General features: G+C 62.5%; 26 protein-coding genes. 17 read left to right on the top strand and 9 right to left on the bottom strand.

The features are described from left to right. Window positions 1-458: 458 nt before the first annotated feature. From ACSQ2W_RS02265 to ACSQ2W_RS02255, 3 genes are all read right to left on the bottom strand, one after another. On the bottom strand, window positions 459-668 hold the full coding sequence (locus ACSQ2W_RS02265; RefSeq protein WP_436084782.1) for a hypothetical protein: 210 nt from the start codon (window positions 666-668) through the stop codon (window positions 459-461). Window positions 669-725: 57 nt separating this feature from the next. Continuing rightward, entirely contained in the window at window positions 726-893 is a 168-nt protein-coding gene (locus ACSQ2W_RS02260) for a Thivi_2564 family membrane protein (RefSeq protein WP_436084781.1), read from the bottom strand. A 137-nt stretch (window positions 894-1,030) separates the two neighbouring features. Beyond that, on the bottom strand, window positions 1,031-2,071 hold the full coding sequence (locus ACSQ2W_RS02255; RefSeq protein WP_436084780.1) for a zinc-dependent alcohol dehydrogenase family protein: 1,041 nt from the start codon (window positions 2,069-2,071) through the stop codon (window positions 1,031-1,033). A 150-nt stretch (window positions 2,072-2,221) separates the two neighbouring features. On the opposite strand from ACSQ2W_RS02255, the gene ACSQ2W_RS02250 reads away from it, so the two are divergent. Beyond that, window positions 2,222-3,112, top strand: a complete 891-nt coding sequence (locus ACSQ2W_RS02250; RefSeq protein ID WP_436084779.1) for a branched-chain amino acid aminotransferase — start codon at window positions 2,222-2,224, stop codon at window positions 3,110-3,112. Between the two features lie 28 nt (window positions 3,113-3,140). Here ACSQ2W_RS02250 and ACSQ2W_RS02245 read toward each other — a convergent pair whose 3' ends face one another. Together ACSQ2W_RS02245 and ACSQ2W_RS02240 are read right to left on the bottom strand one after the other, a co-directional pair. Then, window positions 3,141-3,641 (bottom strand): hypothetical protein, encoded by a 501-nt coding sequence (locus ACSQ2W_RS02245; RefSeq protein WP_436084778.1) that lies wholly within the window; start codon window positions 3,639-3,641, stop codon window positions 3,141-3,143. A 222-nt stretch (window positions 3,642-3,863) separates the two neighbouring features. Further along, entirely contained in the window at window positions 3,864-4,754 is an 891-nt protein-coding gene (locus ACSQ2W_RS02240) for a dihydrodipicolinate synthase family protein (RefSeq protein WP_436084777.1), read from the bottom strand. A gap of 258 nt (window positions 4,755-5,012) precedes the next feature. Between ACSQ2W_RS02240 and ACSQ2W_RS02235 the strand changes: the two genes are divergently transcribed. Continuing rightward, window positions 5,013-5,612: a superoxide dismutase gene (locus ACSQ2W_RS02235; protein WP_436084776.1), complete on the top strand. Its 600-nt coding sequence runs from the start codon at window positions 5,013-5,015 to the stop codon at window positions 5,610-5,612. 58 nt (window positions 5,613-5,670) lie between these two features. Here the strand turns inward: ACSQ2W_RS02235 and ACSQ2W_RS02230 are convergent, their stop codons facing one another. After that, window positions 5,671-6,333, bottom strand: a complete 663-nt coding sequence (locus tag ACSQ2W_RS02230; protein WP_436084775.1) for an RBBP9/YdeN family alpha/beta hydrolase — start codon at window positions 6,331-6,333, stop codon at window positions 5,671-5,673. Between the two features lie 40 nt (window positions 6,334-6,373). Here ACSQ2W_RS02230 and ACSQ2W_RS02225 point away from each other — a divergent pair, with 40 nt between their 5' ends. Beyond that, window positions 6,374-6,850, top strand: a complete 477-nt coding sequence (locus tag ACSQ2W_RS02225) for an Lrp/AsnC family transcriptional regulator (RefSeq protein WP_436084774.1) — start codon at window positions 6,374-6,376, stop codon at window positions 6,848-6,850. A 213-nt stretch (window positions 6,851-7,063) separates the two neighbouring features. On the opposite strand, the gene ACSQ2W_RS02220 is transcribed toward ACSQ2W_RS02225, so the two are convergent. After that, entirely contained in the window at window positions 7,064-7,546 is a 483-nt protein-coding gene (locus tag ACSQ2W_RS02220; protein WP_436084773.1) for a MarR family winged helix-turn-helix transcriptional regulator, read from the bottom strand. Between the two features lie 191 nt (window positions 7,547-7,737). Here ACSQ2W_RS02220 and ACSQ2W_RS02215 point away from each other — a divergent pair, with 191 nt between their 5' ends. From ACSQ2W_RS02215 to ACSQ2W_RS02165, 11 genes are all read left to right on the top strand, one after another. Continuing rightward, window positions 7,738-9,324 (top strand): AMP-binding protein, encoded by a 1,587-nt coding sequence (locus ACSQ2W_RS02215; RefSeq protein ID WP_436084772.1) that lies wholly within the window; start codon window positions 7,738-7,740, stop codon window positions 9,322-9,324. A gap of 42 nt (window positions 9,325-9,366) precedes the next feature. Beyond that, the gene (locus tag ACSQ2W_RS02210) at window positions 9,367-10,191 is read left to right on the top strand and encodes a p-hydroxycinnamoyl CoA hydratase/lyase (RefSeq protein WP_436084771.1); all 825 of its coding nucleotides are present in this window, start codon (window positions 9,367-9,369) and stop codon (window positions 10,189-10,191) included. A gap of 58 nt (window positions 10,192-10,249) precedes the next feature. Then, window positions 10,250-11,353: an NAD(P)-dependent alcohol dehydrogenase gene (locus ACSQ2W_RS02205; protein WP_436084770.1), complete on the top strand. Its 1,104-nt coding sequence runs from the start codon at window positions 10,250-10,252 to the stop codon at window positions 11,351-11,353. A gap of 21 nt (window positions 11,354-11,374) precedes the next feature. Continuing rightward, window positions 11,375-12,817 (top strand): coniferyl aldehyde dehydrogenase, encoded by a 1,443-nt coding sequence (locus tag ACSQ2W_RS02200; protein ID WP_436084769.1) that lies wholly within the window; start codon window positions 11,375-11,377, stop codon window positions 12,815-12,817. A gap of 407 nt (window positions 12,818-13,224) precedes the next feature. Next, entirely contained in the window at window positions 13,225-13,953 is a 729-nt protein-coding gene (locus ACSQ2W_RS02195; protein WP_436084768.1) for a FadR/GntR family transcriptional regulator, read from the top strand. 183 nt (window positions 13,954-14,136) lie between these two features. Further along, a complete protein-coding gene (denD, locus tag ACSQ2W_RS02190; RefSeq protein WP_436084767.1) occupies window positions 14,137-15,120 on the top strand; it encodes a D-erythronate dehydrogenase in 984 nt (327 codons plus the stop codon). Window position 15,121: 1 nt separating this feature from the next. After that, complete coding sequence (locus ACSQ2W_RS02185; RefSeq protein ID WP_436084766.1) at window positions 15,122-15,898, top strand: SDR family oxidoreductase; 777 nt, start codon at window positions 15,122-15,124, stop codon at window positions 15,896-15,898. 101 nt (window positions 15,899-15,999) lie between these two features. Beyond that, on the top strand, window positions 16,000-17,067 hold the full coding sequence (locus tag ACSQ2W_RS02180) for an ABC transporter ATP-binding protein (RefSeq protein WP_436084765.1): 1,068 nt from the start codon (window positions 16,000-16,002) through the stop codon (window positions 17,065-17,067). Window positions 17,068-17,225: 158 nt separating this feature from the next. Continuing rightward, a complete protein-coding gene (locus tag ACSQ2W_RS02175; RefSeq protein ID WP_436084764.1) occupies window positions 17,226-18,542 on the top strand; it encodes an ABC transporter substrate-binding protein in 1,317 nt (438 codons plus the stop codon). 93 nt (window positions 18,543-18,635) lie between these two features. Then, entirely contained in the window at window positions 18,636-19,568 is a 933-nt protein-coding gene (locus ACSQ2W_RS02170) for a carbohydrate ABC transporter permease (RefSeq protein WP_436084763.1), read from the top strand. 9 nt (window positions 19,569-19,577) lie between these two features. Beyond that, the gene (locus ACSQ2W_RS02165) at window positions 19,578-20,477 is read left to right on the top strand and encodes a carbohydrate ABC transporter permease (RefSeq protein WP_037124318.1); all 900 of its coding nucleotides are present in this window, start codon (window positions 19,578-19,580) and stop codon (window positions 20,475-20,477) included. A 200-nt stretch (window positions 20,478-20,677) separates the two neighbouring features. Here the strand turns inward: ACSQ2W_RS02165 and otnC are convergent, their stop codons facing one another. Further along, window positions 20,678-21,346 (bottom strand): 3-oxo-tetronate 4-phosphate decarboxylase, encoded by a 669-nt coding sequence (gene otnC, locus ACSQ2W_RS02160; RefSeq protein WP_436084762.1) that lies wholly within the window; start codon window positions 21,344-21,346, stop codon window positions 20,678-20,680. 120 nt (window positions 21,347-21,466) lie between these two features. After that, on the bottom strand, window positions 21,467-22,465 hold the full coding sequence (locus ACSQ2W_RS02155; protein ID WP_436084761.1) for a LacI family DNA-binding transcriptional regulator: 999 nt from the start codon (window positions 22,463-22,465) through the stop codon (window positions 21,467-21,469). Between the two features lie 242 nt (window positions 22,466-22,707). Here ACSQ2W_RS02155 and ACSQ2W_RS02150 point away from each other — a divergent pair, with 242 nt between their 5' ends. From ACSQ2W_RS02150 to otnI, 3 genes are all read left to right on the top strand, one after another. Beyond that, a complete protein-coding gene (locus ACSQ2W_RS02150; protein ID WP_436084760.1) occupies window positions 22,708-24,024 on the top strand; it encodes an MFS transporter in 1,317 nt (438 codons plus the stop codon). A 68-nt stretch (window positions 24,025-24,092) separates the two neighbouring features. Beyond that, window positions 24,093-25,037 (top strand): L-threonate dehydrogenase, encoded by a 945-nt coding sequence (gene ltnD, locus ACSQ2W_RS02145; protein WP_436084759.1) that lies wholly within the window; start codon window positions 24,093-24,095, stop codon window positions 25,035-25,037. Window positions 25,038-25,050: 13 nt separating this feature from the next. Continuing rightward, entirely contained in the window at window positions 25,051-25,827 is a 777-nt protein-coding gene (gene otnI / locus ACSQ2W_RS02140; protein WP_436084758.1) for a 2-oxo-tetronate isomerase, read from the top strand. Window position 25,828: the final 1 nt, after the last annotated feature.

Genomic DNA, 25,828 nt, shown 5'->3' with positions numbered 1-25,828 from the left:
ATGCACGCCGTCCTGGTGATCTCGCGCGCCGCCGACAGTGCCGACGTTTTGCCGCTTGCAAGATCGCCAGCCCGATTTAAAAAGGATGGCGACAGGGCAGCATGGCATTCATTGGCGCAGGTAGTCGAGACGTTCGCGGGCAAGTGAGGAAAAGCGCGGGCTCGTCCGCTGGCTGCGGCCGGATTACCTCTGCGGCTTGCTCCCTCTTCTCCCCAGCGGGGAGAAGGTGGCCCGCAAGGCCGGATGAGGGGGGCGGCTGGCGCCGAAATCGCTTAAGAAAACCCCCCTCATCGCCTCGCATGCGCTAGGCACTTCTCCCCGCCGGGGAGAAGAGGGAGATTTGTCGCAAATCGCCTTCGATCCATTGACCCGACGTCTGCGCGCCGTGGACACGGCGCACTTCAGAAACAGGGGAAATCGATTGCTGTGACCGGCGCTCTGGAAAGGCGGGAAAAACCTCACTTCTTTTTCTTTTTCGCGGCGGCCTTTTTGACCGGCTTTTCCGCGACGGGCTCCTGCGCGAGCCGCAAGGCTTTCAGCATGGCGGTCTTCTTGTTTCGCGCCACCAGTTCCGCCTTGATGATTGCAAGAGCGGCCGCCGAGGTTTCGTCCTGGCTGCGTCGCGCCGTGACCTTGCCGGAAGCCTTGATGTCGGTTTTATCGGTCAATCCTTGAACTCGCTTTCAATGCTGAGGGAGGGAGAGGAGATTGCTCTCCCTCCGCCGTTAAAAGACCGCGAGGTATTTCAGCAGCGAGACAATGCCGATGATGATCACGACGATCTGGACGAGCTGCTTGGTCCGGCCGTCGATCGGCAGCCGTTCGACGAGATAGAGGACAAGCACAATGACGAGAACCGTGATCAGAAGACTGATCAGCATGGATAATGCCATTTATCCCACTCCATGAGCAACGACGCGTTGCAGCCACCATGGTTAAATAGGGAGCTTTGCGCCGAATGTAAGCTGTGGAGGCCGGATTGGGCGCCGGGACCATACGCGCGTGCCGATAGCCCGCTCTGCCCTTTGAGCTAAAACTGCGTGATCACGCTGATCCCCAGGTCCTGCGCCGTGTCCATCGTCATCAGCGCCGGCACCGCTTCTTCGAGACTGATGTGGCGGCCGATCAGTTTTTGCGGGTTGAGCTTGCCGGTTTCGAGCATCGCCATCATCGCCTCATAGCGCCAGGCCTGCATGCCGTGGCTGCCGTAGATTTCGAGCTCGTGGCCGATCACCTGCGCCATCGGGATCTGCGGCGCCGCATGGTCGCCGAGCATCAGGCCGACCTGAACATGGCGGCCGCGGCGGCGCAGATTCTTGATCGAGTTGAAGCAGGTGACGGGTGAGCCGAGCGCATCGATCGACACATGCGCGCCGCCCTTGGTGATCTCGCGCACGGCCTCGGCGATATCGCCGGTGACGCTGCCGTCGATGGTGGCGACCGCGCCGACCTCGCGGGCGAATGAGAGTTTCGTCTCGGAAATGTCGATGCCGATGACATTGGCGCCGAGCGCAGACGCAATCATGATCGCCGACAGGCCGACGCCGCCGCAGCCATGCACCGCCACCCACTCGCCGCCGCGCACCCGGCCTTGGTCGACGATGGCGCGGAACGAGGTGGCAAACCGGCAGCCAAGGCTGGCGGCGGTGGCATAGTCGAGACTGTCGGGCAGATGCACGAGGTTCTGGTCGGCATAATCGATGGCGACATATTCGGCGAACGAGCCCCAATGGGTGAAGCCCGGCTGGAACTGGTTCGGGCAGACCTGGGCATTGCCGGAATGACACTCGCCGCAGCGGCCGCAGCCGGAGACGAAGGGAACGGTCACGCGGTCGCCCACCTTGTAGCGCATGACGCCCTTGCCCTTGGCGGCGACGGTGCCGGCCAGTTCGTGGCCCGGCACATGCGGCAGGGCGATGTCCGGATCATGGCCCATCCAGCCGTGCCAGTCGCTGCGGCAAAGCCCGGTCGCCTCGACCTTGATGACGACGCCATTCTTGCTCGGCGTCGGGTCTGGCAGCATGCGGATATCGGGCGTCTTGCCGAAGGCGTCGTAATACATGGCTTTCATTGCAGGGTCCTTTGTGCTTTGGGCGGCAGACTATGCGAGCGGTGCCGTGCGATCCAGATTGGACGGCATGACTTTTTTTGATGTACCTATTTACCCCACTTCTCGATTTTCCGGCTATTGCGGATTCGAGAGACGAAACAGGAGACCGTCATGGCCGTCGATACATCCCCGCGCAGCACCACCTGGACCTATGTCGATGGCGAATGGCTTTCCGGTAATCCGCCGCTGATCGGCCCGGCCTCGCATGCCATGTGGCTCGGCTCGACCGTGTTCGACGGCGCCCGCTGGTTCGACGGCATTGCGCCCGATCTCGACCTGCATTGCCAGCGCGTCAACCGCTCGGCGCTGGCGCTCGGCCTCAAGCCCGTGGTAACCGCCGAGGATATCGAAAACCTCGCCTGGGAGGGTTGCAAGAAATTCGACGGCAAGACCGCCCTCTATATCAAGCCGATGTACTGGGCCGAGCACGGCTCGTCCGGCAGCGTCGTCGCCGCCGATCCGGAATCGACCCGCTTTGCGCTCTGCCTGTTCGAAGCGCCGATGGGCAACGGTCATGGCGGCTCCTTGCTTACCGTTTCGCCTTTCCGCCGGCCGACGATGGAGTGCATGCCGACGGACGCCAAGGCCGGCTGCCTCTATCCCAACAACGGCCGCATCATCCGCGAGGCGCAATCGCGCGGTTTCGACAATGCGCTGGTGCGCGACATGCTCGGCAACATCGCCGAAACCGGTTCCTCCAACGTCTTCATGGTGAAAGACGGCGTCGTCTTCACGCCTGCCGCCAACAAGACCTTCCTTGCCGGCATCACCCGCCTGCGCGTCATGGGGCTGTTGCGTGACGCCGGCTTCCAGGTGGTCGAGACGACGATGACCGTCTCCGACTTCGAAACTGCCGACGAAATCTTCACCACCGGCAACTATTCCAAGGTCCTGCCCGTCACCCGCCTCGACGACCGCGACCTGCAATCAGGCCCGATCGCCGCCAAGGCGAAGGATTTGTACATGGACTGGGCACACTCGGCGGGCCGGCCGGATTTGTAAGGAAAGATCAGGCGACAGCCCGGCTATGTCAGACCGGCATGGCGGCCGGCCGGCGGTGCATCGTCCAGGCCTGAAGACAGATACCGATCAGGAAGATCATTGCCCAGATGGCGGTCACGGTCTGCACCGGCGCCGAGTCCGGGCCGTTGCCGATCGGGTTTGCGGGCGGCACGCGCGACAGTGTCTCGTTGATCGCCGGCACCAGCAGCAGGAAGAAGGTGAACGACATCGACAGCGCCTGCAGATGGCGGTTGAGGCGGCCGAACCAGCCGAGCCTGGCGATGATCAGCGAGAAGGCGACGGACAGCAGGGCAAGGATGCCGATCGCATGCCCCGCATTGAAGCCGCCGGTGCTCGACAGGCCGAAGGCGGTGAGGGCTGAAAGCACGAGCGTGATGACATAGATCCGCCCCGAATCGGTTTTCGGAACGATCGCCCCATATTTCGAAAAGCCGTAGAGGCCGGCGACAACAGGCACGACGCTGATGACGGTATGGATGATGCCGAGCGTGGACAACGGATTGGCCATGGAAATTCCCCTCGCGTGATTGAACGATCTTCGAACGCCGAATGAAATATGCAGACCTGAAAACGCTTGGTGCCGGGATCTCGCGCATCGAAGTGATGCAGGCCGGAACCGCATAGAACTTATATGTCCAAGGCGTTTGCGCAATCGAAATTAGAGCACTATCCGCGCAAATGGTAGTGCGCCGGCAATCGTTGCCGGCCAGCGCCGTGGCTGACGGCGCGGCTAGATCGACGACAACCTGTCGAGCGCCGCCTTCACCCTTTGCCGGTCGGCTGGCGAAAGCGGCAGGATCGGTCGTGGCGGGTCGAAGCGGTTGAGCTCGAGCAGGTTTGCCGCGGCGTGAACGACACGGTAGCTGCTCAATTCGCGAAACAGTTCCCAGAACGGCTCGAAAAGGGTGTTGATCCGCTGCGTTTCTGCGCGATCGCCGGCTTGCGCCGCCCGCATCAGCTTGACGGCCGGCTTCGGCAGCAGCCCGGCGATGACGCTGTACCAGGCAACGCCGCCGGACAGGATGGCGTCAGCCGCGAGCCAGTCGCCGCTGTAGCCGATCGCGAAATCGGCGGGAAGCGCGCTTTGCGTCGCCCGATGAGCGGCGGGCATGTCCGCGGCCGGCAGCGCCGGGTTTTTCACCGCAACGATCGTCGGGACCTCGGCGAGGCGCCTGAGAAGCACATTGCTGACGGAAAAATGCGTCGTGCCCGGATTGTTGTAGGCGCAGACGGGCAGGTCCGTCGCCGCCGCGACCGCAGCGAAGTGCTCGAAGACTTCGTCGTCACCAAGCGGTGTGTAGGATACCGGCGCGAGCAGAAGCCCCTGCGCCCCGGCATCCCGGGCGTCTTGGGCAAGGGCGATCGATTCGTCGGTGCGCAGGGCCCCGACGCCGACGATGACGGGGGTGCGCCCGCCGAGGCAATCGACAGCCGTTTCGATGGCCCGGCGTCTCTCCCCACGGCTGAGATACATATAGGAGCCGGTGCTTCCAAGCAGGCCGACGGAATCGGCGCCTGCATCGGCGATGCGGCGAAGCAAGGCGCTGAGAGCGGTTTCGTCGACACGTCCGTGGGGGTCGGCAGGCGTGATCGGGAAGGCAGAGAGACCATGGAACAACATGTGTCATTCTCCTTGGAGGACGAGGGCACCGCCGCCAGACATGACGGTTTGCCACGCTGGCGTCAACACGGGCGCAACGCCGGTGTTGACGCCAGAGGGAACAATCAAGCGCGAGAAGTATTTTCCATGCCTGTAGCGAAATTTGGCATGGCGGCGGTTGCCTGTTTCCGCGGTGGTCCCTATGTTCCGCCTCACCGATTTCTTTCATGAATTCCAACCCGGCTTTCATGGACCCCGCCACGAAGAGGAGATACCATCATGGCTTTCGAATTGCCGAACCTGCCTTACGACTACGACGCGCTTGCGCCCTACATGTCGCGCGAAACGCTCGAATATCACCACGACAAGCATCACCTCGCTTACGTGACCAACGGCAACAAGCTTGCCGAGGAAGCCGGTCTCTCCGACCTGTCGCTGGAAGAAATCGTCAAGAAGTCCTACGGCACCAACCAGCCGCTGTTCAACAATGCCGGCCAGCATTACAACCACGTGCATTTCTGGAAGTGGATGAAGAAGGGCGGCGGTGGCACCGCGCTTCCGGCCAAGCTCGACGCGGCCATCAAGTCCGATCTCGGCGGCTATGACAAGTTCCGTGCCGATCTCATCGCCGCCGGCACCGGCCAGTTCGGCTCGGGCTGGGCCTGGCTCTCGGTCAAGAACGGAAAGCTTGAAATCTCCAAGACCCCGAACGGCGAAAACCCGCTGGTCCATGGCGCCTCGCCGATCCTCGGCGTCGATGTCTGGGAACATTCCTACTACATCGACTACCGCAACGCCCGTCCGAAGTACCTCGAAGCCTTCGTCGACAGCCTGATCAACTGGGACTATGTGCTCGAGCTCTACGAAGCCGCCGCATAAGCTTTTCCCTTGCGATGACCACGAAACCCGGCAGCGATGCCGGGTTTTTTTGTTGCAATCAGCCACGCGCCGCCGCAAGCCCGGCGGCGAACGCAGTCAAGAGGTTCTTGCCATCCGGCCAGTCGCCGAGGCCGCTTTGACCGTTGACGTGGCCGGCCGCGCCGATGTCGACGAGATCGCTCCCCCACGCTTTTGCCCGTTCCCTCGCATAGCTCGGGGTGCCGAAAGGATCGTTGCTGCTGGCAACCATCAACGACGGCATGCGCAACGGACCTTCTGGCGGACCGGCGAAGCCGCGCGCTTCCTCAGGGAAGGCTTGCGCGCGGGGATCAGGAACCGCGACCAGAAATGCTCCGGCGACGGGCAGGGCCGAAGCCTGCTGCCAATGTGCGACAAGAAGGCAGGCGAGGCTGTGCGCCACCAGCAACGGCGGGTCCGCCGACAGCTTGACCTCGCGCTCCAGCGCGGCGATCCAGTCCTTGAGGTCCGGCCGGTCCCAATCCGATGGCCGGAAGCGCCGCATCCGCGGATTTGTCTTCTCCCAACGCGTTTGCCAGTGGCTTTCGCCCGATCCGCCGATCCCCGGCAGAATAATGATGTCCGTCACGGTCTCTCCTTGAAACATCTGGCCTTGAAATCTGGCCTTGAAATATCTGGCCATGAAATATCTGGACCAGTGCGAAGATGATGGACACGCCGGCGGTTTTGAATGAGAACTCATCGGAAAAAGCTGCCGATTGCCGATGGATTGAAGGTGAAACATGGGAACTGCCGAAACCGATCGATCCGTCCTCGACCCGACCGACATCGCGATTATCGAAGTGATGCAGGAAAACGGGCGCATCGCGATTTCGGAGCTGGGGCGCCGGGTCGGGCTCTCCCAGCCGGCGACATCGGAGCGGGTCAAGCGGCTGGAGGAGAAAGGCATCATCTCCGGCTACGCGGCACGCATCGATGCGGCGGCCCTCGGGCTCGGGATGATGGCGGTCATTCGCCTGCGCACGACACATGAGCATATTCGCGCCTGCCTCAAGCTCTTCTCCGAAATGCCGCATGTCATGGAGGTTCTGCGCCTGACCGGTGAGGATTGCTTTCTCCTGAAGGTGCTGGTTCCGACACCGGGAGAACTGGAGACGATCGTCGACACGATCGCCAGATACGGGGCTGTGACGACATCGCTCGTCCTGCGCAGCGAGCCGCCCAAAACCATCAGCCGCGCCTTGCTGCAAAGGCTTTGAACTGAGCGTTATCGGGGGCAGGCGCGCACCCGTTGCTGCCCGCGACTGCGCCTGCAGATAGGCCACGCCGAAGCCGACACATTATTCCGATATGTCGATGGGGACGACAGGTCCGCGTGACGTGTCGACAAAATTCGATTCTGTCGACATATGATTCAGGACGAGGATCGCCGCGCCGCCGCTTGTCGACATACAGCACTGCTGCAGGACCGGTCAGTGTTCTTCATATATCCGTTTCAGGGCGGCCAGTAACGCATCCATCTCGGCGAGCGAAAAGAGGTCGACGAAACGCTGTTCGTGGATGTCGATCAGCTTGCGCGCCCGGGTCAGCATTGCGCGTCCTTCTTTCGTCAGGTGAAGCTCCTGACGCCGGCGGTCGGCCGAGGAGGGGCGGCGCTCGATCAGGTCGCGGGCTGCCAGCCGGTTGACGAGAGCCATCATCGTCGCCCGGTCGGTTCCGAGCGTATGGGCGAGGTCGATTTGCGACGTGCCCGGATTGGCTGCGATCAGTTCCATCACGGCGAGCTGCTTCTGCGTCAGGGCGAGATCCGCCACGGTCTCGGCAAAGTCGCGATAGATGGCGACCTGCGCCATGCGCAGATGAAAACCCAAGAGGTTGCCAAGCCGACCGACGTCGAGCCTCGGCACTGCGTGAGCGTCGTCGCTCTCGACACCGTCCTGCGGTTTTTTGCTCATCGTTCTGCCCCTCGCCTTGCCAGCCATCATAACCATCAAAACGAGCGGTTTCGTCAATAATTTATCGAGACGGAAAGGAATGTTTCCCGGCTGTATCCAGCAGCCCTTGCATTCCGTCCAAAAAATATTAGTATGTGTTACATACAAATTTGATGCCTGCCGCGGAGGGGTGGCGGGCATGGGAGGAGAAAATGGCAGAATCCTTTTTCGGGATGGCTTCACCGACAGATTGCGGGCTGGTGAAGGACGATCCGATCCTTTACCGCGCCAGCGTCGCACCGGATCGCCTGGCCCTGTTCGAAATCGCCACCGGCCGGCAGCTTACCTATGCCGGGCTCGATGCGCGCATCGCCTGCTGCACAGGCTTTCTGAAAGAGGTACTCGGGCCGCGTCGGGACGGCGCGCGTGTCGCCATGCTGGCGCGCAACTCGATCGATTCGATAGTGCTGGCGTTGGCCTGCCAGCGCGTCGGCGCCGTTTACGTGCCGCTCAACTGGCGTCTCAACGCCGCCGAGCTTCGGCCGATCCTTGCCGATTGCACGCCCGTTCTGCTGGTCCATGATGAGGAATTTGCGGCGGTTGCGGCCAGCGTAGCGAACGCCGTCCCGCAGATGACGACGATATCCACCGCCGACGGGCCGGAGGGTCTCGCCGCGAAGATCGAGGCAAGTCATCCGGCCGCACCGACGCCCGTCGATGCCGATGCCACTTGCGTCCTTCTCTACACGTCGGGCACGACGGGACAGCCGAAGGGCGTCATCATCACCCGCCGCAACGCTTTTTTCGCCGCCGTCAATTTTTCCTTCGTCGGAGAGATCGGTCCCGGTTCGGTTGCCCTGTGCGACCTGCCGTTCTTCCACACGATCGGGCTGATCGCGGTTGCCCGCACCACCTTGATGCTGGGCGGCACACTCGTCATCTCCGACCGCTTCACGCCAGCCAGGACGCTCGCGGCGCTTGCCGACCGGGAGCTTGCCATTACCCACTATTTCGCCGTGCCGCAGATCGCGCTCGCGCTGCGCAACGATCCCGCCTATAGCGCCGCGGCACTGGCCGGCCTTCACGCGCTGTTCGTCGGCGGCGCGCCGCTCACGCAGGCGCTGATCGAAAGCTATCTCGCCGACGGGGTTGCGCTGGTCAACGGCTACGGCATGAGCGAGGCGGGAACCGTGCTGCATGTGCCGATTGACCGACGCGCGGTTAAGGACAATCCCGGCAGCGTCGGTCTTCCCGCGCCGTTGCTCGACATTCGTATCGTCGACGCAGAGGGCAACGATGCGAAGGAAGGTGAGATCGGCGAACTCTGGCTGCGCGGGCCGGCGGTCACGCCTGGCTACTGGAACAAGCCGCGGGAAACCGCCGCAGCCTTTACCGACGGCTGGTACCGCACGGGCGATCTCGGCCGGCGCGAGGCGAACGGCTTCTACCGCGTCGTCGATCGGCTGAAGGACATGTATATCAGCGGCGGCGAGAATGTTTACCCCGCCGAGGTCGAAGCGGCGCTCGCAAGCCATCCGGACGTGCTCGATGCCGCGGTGGTCGGCGTTCCCGACAGCCGGTGGGGCGAATGCGGCGTCGCCTATATCGTGCTGCGGCCCGGCGCGACGGCAACGGGCGACGAGATTGCCGGTCATTGCGCGGCCCGGCTCGCCGCTTTCAAGCGCCCGGCCCGCATTCTCTTTGTCGAGACAATTCCCCGCACGGCCTCCGGCAAGGTGCAGAAACATGTTATGCGCCAGTCCCATTCCGACGAAATCCTTCAACGACAAGCTTTGTGAAGCGGCCCCGGCCTTTGACCCCGAAACCCATGGAGTAACCTTATGACTGAAATGAAATCGCCGGTTCTGGTCGAATTCGACAATGGCATTGCCTTTGTGACCCTCAACCGCCCGGAAAAGCGCAATGCGATGAACCCGGCCCTGAATGCCCGGATGCTCGAAGTGCTCGACGAGCTCGAGGGTGATGACCGCTGCGGCGTTCTCGTCCTGCGGGGTGCCGGCGAATCCTGGTCGGCCGGCATGGATCTCAAGGAATATTTCCGCGACAACGACGGCAAGCCGCGCGACGCCACGCTGAAGGCGCGGCGGCAATCGGGCGGCTGGTGGAGCCGGCTGATGTATTTCGAAAAGCCGACGATCGCCATGGTCAACGGCTGGTGCTTCGGCGGCGCGTTCACGCCGCTCGTTTCCTGCGATCTCGCCATCGCCGCCGAGGAGGCGAATTTCGGCCTCTCCGAGATCAACTGGGGCATCCTGCCGGGCGGCAACGTCACCCGTGCGGTCGCCGAAGTGATGCGCCATCGCGACGCTCTCTATTACATCATGACCGGTGAACTCTTCGATGGGCGCAAGGCCGCCGAGATGGGCCTCGTCAACGAAGCCGTGCCGCTTGCAGACCTCGAAAACAGGGTCCGCAAGATCTGCGCCAGCCTGCTCGAAAAGAACCCGGTCACCCTGAAGGCCGCCAAGGACACCTACAAGCGCGTGCGCGACCTGCCGTGGGATCTCGCCGACGACTACATCTACGCCAAGCTGGAGCAGATGCTGTTTCTCGACAAGACCAAGGGACGCGACGAGGGGCTGAAGCAGTTCCTCGACGACAAGACCTATCAGCCAGGACTGGGCGCCTACAAACGTACCCGCTGAGGAAACGGGCCCGGCTCGCCGGGCCGTTCGCGGGCTGACCATCGGGAGGAGGAAGATTATGAAGATCCACGCCGCCGTGGCGCGCGCGCCGCATATGCCGTTTACGCTGGAAAGGCTCGACCTCGAGGAACCGCGCGAGGGTGAAATCCTCGTTCGCGTCGTGGCGACCGGGGTTTGCCACACCGATATCGTCATGCGCGACCAGCATCTGCCGGTGCCGCAGCCGGTCGTGCTCGGCCATGAAGGTGCCGGCATCGTCGAGCGCGTCGGGCCGGGCGTTGCCAAGGTGAAGCCGGGTGATCACGTGGTCATGACCTTCAATTCCTGCGGTCATTGCCCGAGCTGCAACGATCACGAGGAGACCTATTGCCACGAATTCTTCCCGCGCAATTTCTTCGGGTCGCGCGCCGACGGTTCGAGCGGGATCTCCTGCGAGGGCGTGCCGGTCCACGGCAACATTTTCGGACAATCCTCCTTCGCCAGCCACGCTCTCTGCCATGAACGCAATGTCGTGAAAGTGCCTGAAGATGCCGACCTGGCGCTGCTCGGTCCGCTCGCCTGCGGCATCCAGACCGGCGCCGGCGCGGTGATGAATGCCCTCAAGGTCGAGCCAGGCAAGGTGCTGGCGGTCTTCGGCATGGGCTCGGTTGGGCTTGCCGCGGTGATGGCGGCGCGGGTCGTCGGTGCGTCACGGATCATCGCCGTCGATGTCAACGAGACGCGGCTTGCGTTTGCCGCGGAGCTCGGCGCGACCGACATCGTCAACGGCAGGGCAGATGCGGTCGCCGCCATCATGGCGCTCACCGGCACCGGCGTCGACTATTCCATCGATGCTTCCGGCGTGCCCGCCGTTATCGACCAGTGCGTCCGCGTGCTGGCGCCGCGCGGCACCTGCGGCATCGTTGGCGCTTCGCCCGCCGGTGCGACACTGACGCTCGACCTCACGCATATCCTGTCCGGCGGACGCCGCGTCCGCGGCATCGTCGAGGGCGATTCCAATCCGGATGTGCTGATCCCGCTGTTGATCGATCTTAACCGGCAGGGCCGCTTCCCCTTCGACAGGCTCGTCACATTCTATGATTTCGCCGACATCAACCAGGCGGTCGCGGATTCGGAGAAAGGCATCGTGCTGAAACCGGTCGTGCGCCAGCCGGCCGTCTGACACCGTTCAAGGGAGGAAACAATGAACACCGTCACCCAGATCACTGCCGCCGACACCAGTCGTGAAGCCATGAAGACGCTGCTTGCCCGGCAGAGGGCTTCCTTTCTCAAGGAAGGGCCCCCAAGCATCGAAACCCGCGTCGACCGCATCGACCGCGTCATCGCCCTGCTCGTCGACAACAAGGACGCGATCTCCACGGCCCTTTCGGAGGATTTTGGCAGCCGCAGCGTCGAGGCGAGCCTGCTTCTCGACGTCTTCACCTGCGTCGGCTCGCTGAAATATGCCAAGGCCCATGTCGCCGAATGGCTGAAGCCGGAAAAGCACGAGGCATTGTTCCCGGACGCGGTGGCAGAGGTCGTCTATCAGCCGAAAGGGATCGTCGGGATCCTCAGCCCCTGGAATTTCCCCTATCAGCTCGCTTTGGCGCCGCTCGCCGGCATTCTCGCCGCCGGCAACCGCGCCATGATCAAGCCGTCCGAGGTGACGCCGGCCTCTGCCGCGCTGATGGCCGAGCTCATCGCCGGCTCTTTCGACGAAACGGAAATCGCCGTCGTCCAGGGCGGCCCGGCCACCGGCACGGCCTTTACGAACCTTGCCTTCGACCACCTGATCTTCACCGGTGGGACCGCGATCGCCCACCATGTCATGCGCGCGGCGGCGGAGAACCTGACGCCGCTGACGCTTGAACTCGGCGGCAAGTCGCCCGTCGTCATTGGCCGCTCGGCCGATCTCGCCGATGCGGCGCGCCGCGTCATGACGGTCAAGACGCTGAACGCCGGCCAGATCTGCCTTGCGCCGGACTACGTCTATGTGCCCGAGGAAAGCGTCGAGGCCTTTGCCGAACACGCGGTCGCAGCGGTTGGCGCGATGTATCCGGCGCTGAAGGAAAATCCGGACTACACCTCGATCGTCAACGCCCGCCACCATGCCCGCGTCGTGGGCCTGATCGACGATGCAAGCGCCAAGGGCGCGCGCGTCATCGAGATCAATCCGGCGGGTGAGAATTTCTCGCAGCAATCCGCCCACCGCATACCTCCGACCCTGATCCTCGACCCCACGGAGGAGATGCAGGTGCTGCAGGAAGAAATCTTCGGGCCTGTGCTACCGGTCGTTGCCTACCGCGATATCGCCGACGTCATCGACCGCATCAATGCCAAGCCGCGCCCGCTCGCTCTCTATTATTTCAGCCAGGATCAGGAAGAGGAGGCCCGCGTCCTCAACAATACGACCTCGGGCGGCGTGACGGTCAACGACTGCATGAGCCATGTCACCGCCGAAGGCCTGCCCTTCGGCGGGGTCGGCCACTCCGGCATGGGAGCCTATCACGGCAAGTTCGGCTTCCTCGCCTTCTCGCATCCGCGCGCGGTCTATCGCCAGAGCAAGATGGTGGAAGCGGAGTACATGATGCGCCCGCCCTTCGGCGACGCCATGCGCGGCTTCCTGGCCGCGGCGATCTGCAAGTAACCGGAAAATACGCGCCGGACATCGAGCCGCTTGGCTGAAACGTCCGGCGCGGCGGAGCTTCTCTTGGATCACTGCCGTCGGCCACGTGGCCGATGGTTTCGGCGCTACAGCGTCCTTTGCGCGTCAAACCTGACGCGCAAAGGACGCTGTAGCGTTTTGAAACTGCCGCATAATTTTATCCTTAAATCGATTCCGATTTAACGAATTATGCAGTAGTGACCGCGCCTTTCAGACCCGTTCCGCCAGGGCGCAACAAGAACTTGCGTTCCGGCTCGACGAGCGGTACACGTGATACGTGCAAATTTTTGATGCAGTGCAGCGACGAAGTTGCCTTGACGCGGCAGGCTTTTGGCAGTTCCATCACAACTGATCTGCTGGACCAACCAGTGGGACAGTCGGAGACGGCGATGGAAGGCAGTCCGATACTCACGCAGATGCCGAAGGTCGGGCAGAGCCTTGACCGGCGCACGACGCGCGATGTCATCGTCGAAAAGCTGATGGTGCTGATTGCGACCAACATGCTGCGCCCCGGCGACGAATTGCCGGGTGAGCGCGAACTCGCCAATGTGCTTCATGTCAGCCGGGAGACGGTGCGCGGCGCCATCCAGACGCTTGCCGCGCGCGGCATCGTCGAGGTGTCCCAGGGCAGCCGCACGCGGGTCTGCAATGTCGATCTCAGCCATCTCACCGTTACCATCGCTTCGCCCAATGCCATCGACAGCTACGGTCTCGAGGATGTTCATGCCGCCCGGCTGCATATCGAGCTGAAGATCGTCGGCGATGCGGCCGAGAGGGTCGATGAAGACACCGTGAGCAAACTCAGAAGCCTGCTCGACGCGCAGAAGCTCTGTGGCGATGACGCCATGCGCTTCCTGATCTGCGACCGCGAATTCCATGTGGCGATCTACCGGGCCTGCGGAAACCCGCTGCTCTCTGATTTCGTCACCGATCTCTATACTTACATGATGAACTACCGGCGCAGCGCAATGTCACGGCCGGGCGCCATCGATGCCAGCTATGACGATCACACCGAGATCGTGGAGGCGCTGGAGCGGCGCGACCGGGAAGCGGTAATTGCCGCATTTCGTCACCATCTCACGCGGATCTACGACACGACGAAGGAACTGCTGGCGTGAGCGGGCAGCCGAAGCGGGAAAAGAGGCAAGAGCGGGACGACAAGCTGGGACGGCATACTGCATCATTCCTTTCGATTTAAGGATAAGATTATGCAGCAGTTTCAAAGTGCTACAGCGACCTTTGCGCGTCATGTTTGCCGCGCGGCGCTATAGCCGGATGGCAGACAGGGAGGTTCGCCGACAATGCATGTCATGGTAATAGGAGCAGCCGGGATGGTCGGCCGCAAGCTGGTGGAAAAATTCGCCGCGGAGGAGGGCGCGCTTGGCTACGATATTTCCAGTCTGACGCTCGTCGATGTCATCGAGCCGCCTGTGCCGCAGGCGCTGTCGGCCGTTGCGACGACGCTTGCGCTTGATCTCTCAAGGGACGGTGCCGCCGAGAAACTCGTCGCTTCGCGACCCGGCGTGATCTTCCATCTCGCGGCGATCGTTTCCGGCGAGGCGGAGGCTGATTTCGACAAGGGCTACAAGGTCAATCTTGACGGAACACGAGCGCTCTTCGAGGCGATCCGCCATGAAGGGCTGCGGGAGCCCTACGTTCCACGCGTCATCTTTGCCTCGTCGATCGCCGTTTTCGGGCAGCCTTTCCCGGACAAGATCGGCGACGAGTTCTTCACCACGCCGCTGACGAGCTACGGCACGCAAAAGGCGATCTGCGAGCTGCTCCTCGCCGACTATTCGAGGCGCGATATTTTCGACGGCGTCGGCATTCGCCTGCCGACGATCTGCGTCCGCCCGGGCAAACCAAACAAGGCGGCGTCCGGCTTCTTTTCCAATATTCTCCGCGAGCCGCTCGCCGGTCAGGAGGCGGTGTTGCCGGTGGACGAGGATGTGCGCCACTGGTTTGCAAGCCCGCGCTCGGCGGTCGGCTTCTTCATCCATGCCGCGCGGATGGATACATCCGTGATCGGACCGAGGCGCAATCTCACCATGCCCGGCCTTTCCGCCCTCGTTGGCGAGGAGATCGAGGCGCTGCGGCGCGCCGCCGGCGAGAAGGCCGTCAAGTTGATCCGCCGCAAGCCCGACCCGGTTATCCGCTCCATCGTGTCAGGCTGGCCGGCCGATTTCGATGCGCGGCGCGCGGCCGAACTCGGTTTCAAGGCCGAGACCACCTTCGACGAGATCATCAGGATCCATATCGAAGACGAGCTCGGAGGACAGATCTGAAATGGCGCGTGGTTTTAAGCCCGGCGACGGCAAGATCGCATTGGTGACGGGCGGCGGCACCGGTGTCGGACGCAGCATCGCACAAGCCCTGAGCGAGGAGGGCTACACCGTCGTCATCACCGGCCGGCGCGCCGAGGTGCTCGAGAAAGCCGCAAGCGACATGGCGTCGAACACGGGCGGCACTGTGCGTGCGGTCAGGGCCGATATCGGCGATCCCAATGCGGTCGCCCGCCTTTTCGAAGCGATCCGTACCGAGTTCGGCCGGCTCGATCTCCTGGTCAACAATGCCGGCTCCAACGTGCCGCCCGTGCCGCTGGAAGAGGTGACCTTCGACCAGTGGAGCGGCATTCTTGCCGCAAACCTGACGGGTGCCTTCCTCTGCACGCAGCAGGCGTTCCGGCTGATGAAGGCCCAAGTGCCGCGCGGTGGGAGGATCATCAACAACGGTTCGATCTCGGCCCAGACGCCGCGGCCGAACTCCGCGCCCTATACCGCGACGAAGCATGCGATCAGCGGGCTTACCAAGTCGACGGCCCTCGACGGGCGGAAATATGACATCGCCTGCGGCCAGATCGACATCGGCAACGCCGCGACCGACATGACGTCAAAGATGAATTCCGGGGTATTGCAGGCAAATGGCGAGACCGCCAGCGAGCCGACGATCCCGGTCGCGCATGTCGCCGAGGCTGTCGTTTATATGGCAAGCCTGCCGCTGGAGGCCAACGTGCTGACGATGACGGTGATGGCGACGAAGATGCCGCTGGTCGGGCGGGGTTAAGGGCAGTCGAGACGGAACCGGAGGATGTCCGAGAACGGCATGAGGAGAGGCCGCCGGACAATCCGCCGATTTCAGATGAAATTCATATTGGAGGAATGCATATGGCAGGCGTAGATTTCGTCGATGTCAGAAAATCATTCGGAGCCTTTCCCGTCATCAAGGGCGTGAATATCGAAATCGAGGACGGCGAATTCGTCATCCTTGTCGGTCCGTCCGGGTGCGGGAAGTCGACGCTTCTGAGAATGCTGGCGGGTCTCGAAAACATTTCCGCCGGCGAAATCCGCATTGGCGACAAGGTGGTCAACGCGCTGCCGCCCAAGGATCGGGACATCGCCATGGTGTTCCAGAACTATGCGCTTTACCCGCATATGACGGTCGCCGACAATATGGCCTTCTCGCTGATGCTGAACGGCTCTCCGAAAGCCGAGATCGACAAGCGTGTCGGCATCGCGGCTGGAATTCTGGGGCTTACCAAACTGCTCGACCGCTATCCGCGCCAGCTCTCCGGCGGCCAGCGCCAGCGCGTGGCGATGGGCAGGGCGATCGTGCGCGATCCGCAGGTGTTTCTCTTCGACGAGCCGTTGTCCAACCTCGATGCGAAACTGCGCGTGGCAATGCGCGCCGAGATCAAGGAATTGCACCAGCGGCTGAAGACGACCACCGTCTATGTCACGCATGACCAGATCGAAGCGATGACCATGGCCGACAAGATCGTCGTCATGCATGACGGCATCGTCGAGCAGATCGGCGCGCCGCTCGAGCTTTACGACAGTCCCGCCAATCTTTTCGTCGCCGGTTTTATCGGCTCGCCGGCGATGAACATGATCAAGGGCAGGCTCGATCCGCAAAATCCGAACAGCTTCATCGCAACCGACGGCATGGCACTGCCGGTCGCGCGGCCGCCGTCGGCGGCAAGAGGGCGCGATCTGATCTACGGTCTGCGGCCGGAATACATGTCGCTCGACCCGAACGGGTTTCCCGTGAACGTCGCGGTGATCGAGCCCACCGGCTACGAGACGCAGTTGATCGTGCGCTTCGGCGGCACCGACGTCACCTGCGTTTTCCGCGAGCGCGTGACCGCGAAACCGGGGGAGGCGATCCATCTGTCGATCGATGCCGCTCACGTGCACCTGTTCGACGCAGAAACGGGAGTGCGGCTGACCGACTGACACCGCCCCGCTTTGCCGCTGCGTCGGGAGAGGAGCCCTGTCGCATCCGGTTCCGGGTCGACGTTTCCGGCAATGCCGGAAGCCTCTGTTGCAGCATTCGCCAAAACGGGACGGCGGGTGCCTGAAAGGATGATGTCCCGTGTCACAGGAGGAGCATTATGACTTTCAAGAGACGCGAATTTCTCACCGCATCCGCAGCACTCGCCGGCATCGCCGGCCTTTCGCCTTTCGGCATCCGCCCGTCTTTCGCCCAAGGTGCGGAGCCGGCCTACAAGCCGGAGGAAGGGGCGAGCCTCAGGCTGTTGCGCTGGACACCCTTCGTCAAGGGGGACGAGGATGCATGGCTGGCGAATACGGCGAAATTCACTGAGGCGACCGGCGTCGAGGTCCGCATCGACAAGGAAAGCTGGGAGGACATTCGCCCGAAAGCGGCCGTTGCCGCCAATGTCGGTTCCGGGCCGGATATGGTGATGTGCTGGTTCGATGACGCCCATCAATATCCCGACAAGCTCGTCGATCTGACCGAGCTTGCCAATTATCTCGGCGGCAAATATGGCGGCTGGTACGATGGCGTGAAGGGTTATGCGACGCGCGACGACAAGTTCATCGCCATGCCGCTGACGGCCATCGGCAATGCCGTCTGCTACCGTGACAGTCACATGAAGGCGGCCGGCTTCAGCGAGTTCCCGAAGGATACCGAAGGGTTCCTCGAACTCTGCAAGGCCATGAAGGCCAAGGGAACGCCGGCCGGCTTCCCGCACGGCAAGGCCGTCGGCGACGGCAACAACTATGCCCATTGGCTGCTCTGGAGCCATGGCGGCAAGATGGTCGACGAGGGCGGCAAGGTCGCCATCAACAGCCCCGAGACGCTGAAGGCGATCAACTATGCCAAGGCGCTGTACGAGACCTTCATTCCGGGCACCGAGAGCTGGCTCGACATCAACAACAACCGCGCCTTCCTCGCCGGCCAGATATCGCTGACGGCAAACGGCGTCTCGCTCTATTATGCGTCGAAAAAAGACCCGGCGATGGCGGAACTCTCGGCCGATATCCGTACGACGAACTTCCCGATAGGCCCGGTCGGCCAGAGCGTCGAGCTGCACCAGACGAGTTCGCTGCTCTTGTTCAACCACACGAAATATCCGGAAGCGGCCAAGGCCTACATCAAGTTCATGATGGAGGCCGATCAGATGAATGCCTGGATCACGGGCTCCAGTGCCTATTGCTGCCAGCCCCTCAAGGCTTTCGCCGACAATCCAGTCTGGACGTCCGACCCGATCCACGCGCCCTATGCGCGCGCCTCGGAAACGCTGCGGCCGAACGGCTATGCCGGACCGCTCGGCTACGCGTCCGCCGGCGTGATGGCCGACTATGTGCTGGTCGACATGTTCGCCAGCGCCGTCACGGGGCAGATGACGCCGGAAGAGGCGATTGTCGAGGCTGAGCGCCGGGCAAACCGCTACTACAGGGTCTAGATTCCAAGGCGGCCCGCATGGGCCGCTGAGACTGGCTATCGGCGGAAATGCCGCCGATAGCCGTTCCCCAATTCGCTTTACGGGAGATGTCCGATGTCCTCAGTGTCATCCAGGAAGCCGCCATCCGCGATGGCCTCGCTCATGCAGAACAGGAACATGATCGGTTTCCTGTTCATGCTTCCGGCCGCCGTCTTCCTTGTCTGCTTCCTGACCTATCCGCTCGGTCTCGGCGTCTGGCTCGGCTTCACCGATACGCGCATCGGCCGCGACGGGGTGTTCATCGGGCTCGAAAACTACGTATTCCTGGCCGAAGACTCGGTCTTCTGGCTCTCGGTCTTCAACACGCTTCTCTACACGGTCGTGGCGTCGATCCTGAAATTCGTCTTCGGGCTCTGGCTGGCGTTGCTGTTGAATGAAAACCTGCCGTTCAAGTCGTTCTTCCGGGCGATCGTGCTTTTGCCCTGGGTGGTTCCGACCGTGCTTTCGGCGCTGGCCTTCTGGTGGATCTACGATGCGCAGTTCTCGATCATCTCCTGGTCGCTGATGCAGCTCGGCGTGATCGACAGCCCGATCAACTTCCTCGGCGATCCGATCAATGCCCGGGCCTCGGTCATCGCCGCCAATGTCTGGCGCGGCATTCCCTTCGTCGCCATTTCGTTGCTGGCTGGTCTACAGACCATTCCGGCCTCGCTGCAGGAGGCGGCGTCGCTGGACGGTGCGACGAGCTGGCAGCGCTTCCGCTATGTGACGCTGCCGATGCTGACGCCGATCATTGCCGTCGTCATGACGTTCTCGGTATTGTTCACCTTCACCGACTTCCAGCTCATTTATGTGCTCACCAAGGGCGGGCCGGTCAATGCGACGCATCTGATGGCGACGCTCTCGTTCCAGCGCGGCATTCCCGGCGGACAGCTGGGCGAGGGGGCGGCGATCGCCGTCGCGATGATCCCCTTCCTGCTTGCCGCCATCATGTTCAGCTTCTTCGGTCTGCAACGCCGCAAATGGCAGCAGGGCGGCCAGGATTGATTGGGGAGAATGACGATGACCGTGAAATCCGAAGATGCCGTTCTGACCGACGACGTACAGGGTATGACCTATCTCAACCGCCTGCCGCGCAGGATCGTGATGGTTTATTTGCCGATGGCGGTGTTCGTTTTCGTCCTGCTCTTTCCATTCTACTGGATGGCGATCACCGCGATTAAGCCGAATTCGCAGCTGACCGACTACAACAATTACAGCCCCTTCTGGGTGGTCGGGCCGACGCTTGACCATATCAAGTACCTGCTGTTCGAGACCTCCTATCCGGGCTGGCTGTGGAACACGATGCTGGTGGCGACCTGCGCGACATTCCTTTCGCTGGCGGCATCCGTGTTTGCGGCCTACGCGATCGAGCGGGTACGGTTTTCGGGCTCGCGGCCGGTGGGCCTGATGATCTTCCTCGCCTATCTCGTGCCGCCCTCGATCCTGTTCATTCCGCTGGCCTTCATCGTCTTCAAGTTCGGCATCTACGATTCCAGGCTGGCGCTGATCTTCACCTATCCGACCTTCCTCATCCCCTTCTGCACCTGGCTGCTGATGGGCTATTTCCGGTCGATCCCGTTCGAGCTCGAGGAGAGCGCACTGGTGGACGGCGCAACGCGCTGGCAGATCTTGATCAAGATCATCCTGCCGCTTGCCGTCCCCGGACTGATATCGGCCGGCATCTTTGCCTTCACGCTGTCCTGGAACGAATTCATCTATGCGCTGACCTTCATCCAGTCTTCGGAAAACAAGACCGTGCCCGTCGGCGTGCTGACGGAACTGGTTCGCGGTGACGTGTTCGAATGGGGCGCGCTGATGGCGGGCGCGCTGTTCGGCTCGCTGCCGGTGGTGATCCTGTATTCCTTCTTCGTCGATTATTACGTCTCGTCCATGACCGGGGCGGTGAAGGAATGAGTGCCCGTTTCAGGCTATACAGCGCCGCGCGTCAAATATGACGGTGGCGGCCACACCCCCCTCTGCCCTGCCGGGCATCTCCCCCTCAAGGGGGGAGATTGGCGTGGAGCTGGCCTCCTGCTCCCGATCTCCCCCCTTGAGGGGGAGATGTCACGAAGTGACAGAGGGGGGTATTTCGATGCTGTCGTGCAGTAGCGCGTTCAATCGTGGTCGTGGTCGTGATGCGACGGCAGGTCGAGACCGAAGGTCTTGGTGAGATCGTTGACCTGCGCCGGGCTGAGATAACGGGGGTTGAGATTGCGCAGCAGCAGATAGAGCTTCGCGGTCTCCTCCAACTCCTCGGTCGCGAAAACCGCCGCCTCCAGGCTGTCGCCGGCGACGACCGGCCCGTGATTGGCCAGAAGCACCGACGAATATTTGCCCGCCAGCCCGCGGATCGCGTCGGCCACTGCCGGATCGCCAGGACGGTAATAGGGCACCAGCGCGGTCTCGCCGGCACGCATGAGATAATAGGGCGTCATCGGCGGCAGGGCGGCGCGCGGATCGATTTCCGGCAGCATGGTCAGCGCCACCGCGTGGGTGGAGTGAAGATGGACGATGGCGCGGGCGCTGCCGCGCGTGTCGTAGAGCGCGGTGTGAAGCGGAATTTCCTTTGTCGGCTTGTCACCGGACAGGAGCCGGCCTCCAGCATCCAGCCGTGAGATCCGGGCCGGGTCGAGAAAACCGAGCGAGGCGTTGGTCGGCGTCACCAGCCAGCCGCCGTCCTCCAGTCGCAGCGATATATTACCCGACGAACCGGGCGTCAGCCCGCGTTCGAACAGCGAGCGGCCGTAGCGGCAGATTTCCTCACGCAGACGCGCGTCGGACATGACAATTCCTCCAGTACTAAAGCGCATCGCACTAAAACAGATTCATGCGATGCGCTTTATCTCTTTGTTTTCATGCATGTCGTTCCCCCAAAACCGCTGCACACTTTTGGGCGACATGCATCAGGCGGTTGCCCCTTCGATCAGTTCGAAACCGAGATCGACGACCTGGGGTGGCGCATTGGTGACGACAAGCTGTGCCGCCACCTGACCGGTCGCCACGCGCGGCGTGCGGATGGTCGAAAGCGGCTGCGGCGTCGCGCGGCCGATATCGAGGCCGTTGTAGCCGAATATGGCAAGCTCGGAGGGGATCGAAATCCCCCGCGCCAGACAGTGAAAATAACCGCCAAGCGCCATGTCGTCGTTCGAGAAATAGACCGCATCGAGTTCGGGGGCTCGGGCGAGCAGCCGCTCCAGCCCCAGCCTGCCGTTCTCCACGGATGATGCCCCGGCGAGAATTTCCCGGTCGGCGAGGGGGGCATCATGCGCGCCGAGCGTTTCGCAAAAGCTGGAAAACCGCTTGCCGGCGCGGGTGTCGCGGTTCAGGTCGTGACCGACATAGCCGATCCGGCGATAGCCCCGCTTGAGCAGGAAGGCGGCACTTTCGCGGCCGGCCGCACGGTTGGAGAAACCGACCGCCAGATCGAGCGCATCACCGTCGACGTCGAGCATTTCAACGATTCGGCAACCGCTTGCGCGCAGCATCTTCACGGTGCCGCCGGTGTGCTCGTATCCCGCCAGCATCACGGCCGCCGGCCGCCAGGCGAGCATCGCGGCGGCAAGCGCTTCCTCCTTGTCGGGATCATAGTCGGTGACGGAGAAAACCGCCTGGTACCGGTTTTCCTCGAGAATGGCGCTGGCGCCGCGCAGCACATCGGGAAAGACGATGTTGGACAGCGAGGGAATGACGAAGGCGACGAGACGCGAACCGGTCGAGGCAAGCGTTCCTGCGATCCGGTTCGGCACATAGCCCAGCCGCTCGACCGCGGCCATCACCCGGTCGCGCGTCTTGCCGGAAAACGAGCCGTGGTTGCGCAGCACGCGTGACACAGTGCTCTCGCCGACGCCGGCCGCTTCTGCGACCTCGGCAAGCGTTACCGTCGCCTGATGTTTGAATTCCATCGTCACTTTTGAACTCAGCTCTGGACGCTGCCTCAGTGGCGGCATGACCACTCCAAGACCGCGCCATGACCATTTTTCACCGCTCGAGCCAAGAAGCAAGGTTTTTTTGGCAGCGCTACCAATTTACTGTTGGCAGCGCTGCCAAAATGGATTAATGAATATGGCAGCGCTGCCAAAGCATGGCTTGGCGTGACCGCGGGAGGACCGACAGGAGGCCGCGGCAACAACTGGAGGAGAAAATCATGACGCTGCAAACGCAGGCGCCAGTCGATGGCGTGTACGCCGCACAGGCGCTGGAAGACCGTGCCTATGGCAAGGTATTTTGGCGGATCGTGCCATTTTTGATGCTGTGCTACGTGGTAGCCTATCTCGACCGAGTCAATGTCGGCTTCGCCAAGCTGCAGATGTCGAGCGAACTCGGCCTCTCGGAAGCGGCCTATGGCATCGGCGCAGGCATTTTCTTCATCGGTTATTTTCTGTTTGAGGTGCCGAGCAACGTCATCATGAACAAGGTGGGCGCGCGGGTGTGGATCGCCCGTATCATGATCACCTGGGGCATCATTTCCGCCGGGTTCATGTTCACCTCGTCCGAAACCGTCTTCTATGTCCTGCGTTTTCTGCTGGGCGTTGCCGAAGCCGGATTTTTCCCCGGCATCATACTCTATCTGACCGCCTGGTATCCGGCTAATCGCCGCGCCAGGATCATCACCACCTTCATGTCGGCGATCCCGATATCCGCCATTTTCGGCAATCCGCTTTCGGGCCTCTTGATGGACAGCTTCCACGGCACGCACGGTCTTTCCGGCTGGCAATGGATGTTCCTGATAGAGGCCATTCCCGCCATCCTCTTCGGTGTCGCCACGTTCTTCTACCTCGACGACACGATCCGCGGCGCGAAGTGGCTGAGCGATGAGGAAAAAAGCGTGCTGACGGCCAATGTCGAGGCGGAGAACCGGGCCAAGGTCTCTAGTCCCCACAGCATTGCCGGAACCCTGACGGACCGCCGCGTCTGGCTGATGTGCTTGATCTATTTCTGCTTCGTGCTTGGCCAATACGGCCTGAATTTCTGGATGCCGTCGATCGTCAAGGCCTCGGGTGTCGCCGGAAACCTCAATATCGGCCTGATTTCCGCGATCCCCTATATCTGCACCTTCGTCGCCATGCTGGCGCTCGGACGCTCCGCCGACCGGCTGCGCGAACGGCGGTGGCACCTTGTCGTCCCCGCGCTCATCGCCGCCGGCGGTTTTGTCGCGGCGACCATGGCAACGAGCACGACGGTCTCGATCGTCTGCCTCTCGCTGGCCGCTGCCGGCGCCATCAGCTGCGCGCCGCTCTTCTGGTCGCTTCCGACGGCTTTTCTTGCGGGTACTGGGGCTGCGGCCGGCATTGCGTGGATCAATTCGGTCGGCAATCTTGCAGGCTTCCTCGGGCCGTTCCTGGTAGGCTATCTGAAAGACCTCACCGGCACCAACAGCGCCGGCATGTATCTTCTGGCGGCAGCGCTGGTCATTGGTTCGCTGGCCGTGTTGACGGTTCCAGCGAAAACCGTCAATCGCTAAACCACAGCCCCTCCGGGTGCCGTCCCGGAGGGGCGCAGACCTTCCTCACAAGACTGGAGAACATCGTCATGTCACCGCTTGCTGAAAACTCAGGGTCCGCTGTTGTCGCGGCCGTCATCGGCCTTGGCTCCATGGGGCTCGGAATGGCCCGGTCGATGAAGCGCGCAGGTCTCGACGTCGTTGGCTATGACATCACGCCCGCGGCGGTGGATCGCTTCGTCGCCGAGGGTGGTCGTGGCGCAGCGACACCCGCCGGTGCTGCAAAGGACGCCGACATTGTCGTCTCCGTGGTCGTCAACGGCGCGCAGACCGAGGCAGTGCTGTTCGGCCCCGACGGTGTCGCCGGCACGATGAAGCCCGGTGCCGTCTTCATCTCCTCGGCAACCATGGATCCCGCCGTCGCGCGCGATCTGGCGCAACGGGTGGAGGCTCTCGGCCTGTATTATCTCGATGCGCCGATTTCGGGCGGCGCGGCCAAGGCGGCGAGCGGCGCACTGACGATCATGGCATCCGGCTCCAGACAGGCGTTCGACACGGCCCGTCCGGGTCTCGACGCCATGGCCGGCAAGGTCTACGAGCTCGGCGACGCGGCGGGGACCGGTGCCGCCTTCAAGATGATCAACCAGCTTCTCGCCGGGGTGCACATCGCGGCCGCCTGCGAGGCCATAACCTTTGCTGCAAAGCAGGGCCTCGATCTCGACAAGGTCTATGAGGTGATCACCGCCTCGGCCGGCAATTCGTGGATGTTCGAAAACCGCGTGCCGCATGTGCTGGCCGGAGACTATACTCCGCTCAGCAGCATCGAGATTTTCGTCAAGGACCTTGGCATTGTCCAGGACATGGCCCGCTCCGAGCGCTATCCGGTGCCACTGGCGGCCGCGGCCCTGCAGATGTATCTCGCCGCCTCGGGTGCCGGCATGGGCCGTGATGACGATTCCTCGCTCGCGCGCCTCTACGCCCAGCTCTCGGGCGCAGCATTGCCCGGTGCGGCCGAAGAGCCGCAGAGCCTGTAAAAGGAACGCCACCATGCCGGTTTTCGCCGCCAACCTGACGATGATGTTCAACGAATGGGCGTTTCTCGACCGCTTCGACGCCGCGGCCGATGCCGGCTTTGCCGCCGTCGAATATCTCTTTCCCTACGAAGCCGCACCCGAGGCAATCGCCGAACGGCTTGCCCGCAACAATCTGCAGCAGGCCTTGTTCAACCTGCCGCCGGGCGACTGGGCAGCCGGCGAGCGCGGCATCGCGGCGCTTCCCGGACGGTTCGACGGTTTGAAGTCGGACGTGGAACGGGCGCTGGACTATGCGGCAGCGACGGGTGTGAAGCGATTGCATCTGATGGCGGGTCTTGCCGATCCTCACGACCAGGACGCCGCCTCATCTTACCGCCGCTCCGTCGCCTACACCGCCGGGCGGCTTGCGGAAAAAGGCATCGACCTTCTGCTTGAGCCGATCAACGGCCGAAACATGCCGGGATATTTCCTCAATGATTTCGGCGCCGCCGAGCGGCTGATCGCGGAACTCGGCCTGCCCAACCTGAAGCTCCAGTTCGACATCTATCACCGCCAGATCATCCATGGCGACATAACGATGGCCTTGCGCCGCCTCATGCCGATCACCGGCCATATCCAGATTGCCAGCGTGCCGTCACGCAACGAGCCGGATGGGGAGGAGTTGAACTATCCCTATCTGTTTGAGGAAATCGACAGGCTCGGTTACGGCGGCTTTGTCGGCTGCGAATACATCCCCCGGGGCCACACGCTGGACGGCCTCGACTGGTTCAGACCTTTTGCACGGAGCTAGC

Origin of the sequence: Pararhizobium sp. LjRoot255 (assembly GCF_964252905.1) — a bacterium.
Classification (GTDB): domain Bacteria; phylum Pseudomonadota; class Alphaproteobacteria; order Rhizobiales; family Rhizobiaceae; genus Pararhizobium.
Note: the sequence above shows the minus strand (reverse complement) of the source record. Positions and strands in the feature narration are given on the sequence as shown.

Coding starts and splice junctions, on each gene's coding strand:
- ACSQ2W_RS02205 (WP_436084770.1), top strand. CDS start 10,250: ATGAAGATCCACGCCGCCGTGGCGCGCGCGCCGCATATGCCGTTTACG.
- ACSQ2W_RS02200 (WP_436084769.1), top strand. CDS start 11,375: ATGAACACCGTCACCCAGATCACTGCCGCCGACACCAGTCGTGAAGCC.
- ltnD (WP_436084759.1), top strand. CDS start 24,093: ATGTCACCGCTTGCTGAAAACTCAGGGTCCGCTGTTGTCGCGGCCGTC.
- ACSQ2W_RS02230 (WP_436084775.1), bottom strand. CDS start 6,333: ATGAGTTCTCATTCAAAACCGCCGGCGTGTCCATCATCTTCGCACTGG.
- ACSQ2W_RS02195 (WP_436084768.1), top strand. CDS start 13,225: ATGGAAGGCAGTCCGATACTCACGCAGATGCCGAAGGTCGGGCAGAGC.
- ACSQ2W_RS02215 (WP_436084772.1), top strand. CDS start 7,738: ATGGCAGAATCCTTTTTCGGGATGGCTTCACCGACAGATTGCGGGCTG.
- denD (WP_436084767.1), top strand. CDS start 14,137: ATGCATGTCATGGTAATAGGAGCAGCCGGGATGGTCGGCCGCAAGCTG.
- ACSQ2W_RS02240 (WP_436084777.1), bottom strand. CDS start 4,754: ATGTTGTTCCATGGTCTCTCTGCCTTCCCGATCACGCCTGCCGACCCC.
- otnI (WP_436084758.1), top strand. CDS start 25,051: ATGCCGGTTTTCGCCGCCAACCTGACGATGATGTTCAACGAATGGGCG.
- ACSQ2W_RS02150 (WP_436084760.1), top strand. CDS start 22,708: ATGACGCTGCAAACGCAGGCGCCAGTCGATGGCGTGTACGCCGCACAG.
- ACSQ2W_RS02225 (WP_436084774.1), top strand. CDS start 6,374: ATGGGAACTGCCGAAACCGATCGATCCGTCCTCGACCCGACCGACATC.
- ACSQ2W_RS02250 (WP_436084779.1), top strand. CDS start 2,222: ATGGCCGTCGATACATCCCCGCGCAGCACCACCTGGACCTATGTCGAT.
- ACSQ2W_RS02245 (WP_436084778.1), bottom strand. CDS start 3,641: ATGGCCAATCCGTTGTCCACGCTCGGCATCATCCATACCGTCATCAGC.
- ACSQ2W_RS02220 (WP_436084773.1), bottom strand. CDS start 7,546: ATGAGCAAAAAACCGCAGGACGGTGTCGAGAGCGACGACGCTCACGCA.
- ACSQ2W_RS02255 (WP_436084780.1), bottom strand. CDS start 2,071: ATGAAAGCCATGTATTACGACGCCTTCGGCAAGACGCCCGATATCCGC.
- ACSQ2W_RS02170 (WP_436084763.1), top strand. CDS start 18,636: ATGTCCTCAGTGTCATCCAGGAAGCCGCCATCCGCGATGGCCTCGCTC.
- ACSQ2W_RS02165 (WP_037124318.1), top strand. CDS start 19,578: ATGACGATGACCGTGAAATCCGAAGATGCCGTTCTGACCGACGACGTA.
- ACSQ2W_RS02260 (WP_436084781.1), bottom strand. CDS start 893: ATGGCATTATCCATGCTGATCAGTCTTCTGATCACGGTTCTCGTCATT.
- otnC (WP_436084762.1), bottom strand. CDS start 21,346: ATGTCCGACGCGCGTCTGCGTGAGGAAATCTGCCGCTACGGCCGCTCG.
- ACSQ2W_RS02210 (WP_436084771.1), top strand. CDS start 9,367: ATGACTGAAATGAAATCGCCGGTTCTGGTCGAATTCGACAATGGCATT.
- ACSQ2W_RS02155 (WP_436084761.1), bottom strand. CDS start 22,465: ATGGAATTCAAACATCAGGCGACGGTAACGCTTGCCGAGGTCGCAGAA.
- ACSQ2W_RS02235 (WP_436084776.1), top strand. CDS start 5,013: ATGGCTTTCGAATTGCCGAACCTGCCTTACGACTACGACGCGCTTGCG.
- ACSQ2W_RS02185 (WP_436084766.1), top strand. CDS start 15,122: ATGGCGCGTGGTTTTAAGCCCGGCGACGGCAAGATCGCATTGGTGACG.
- ACSQ2W_RS02180 (WP_436084765.1), top strand. CDS start 16,000: ATGGCAGGCGTAGATTTCGTCGATGTCAGAAAATCATTCGGAGCCTTT.
- ACSQ2W_RS02175 (WP_436084764.1), top strand. CDS start 17,226: ATGACTTTCAAGAGACGCGAATTTCTCACCGCATCCGCAGCACTCGCC.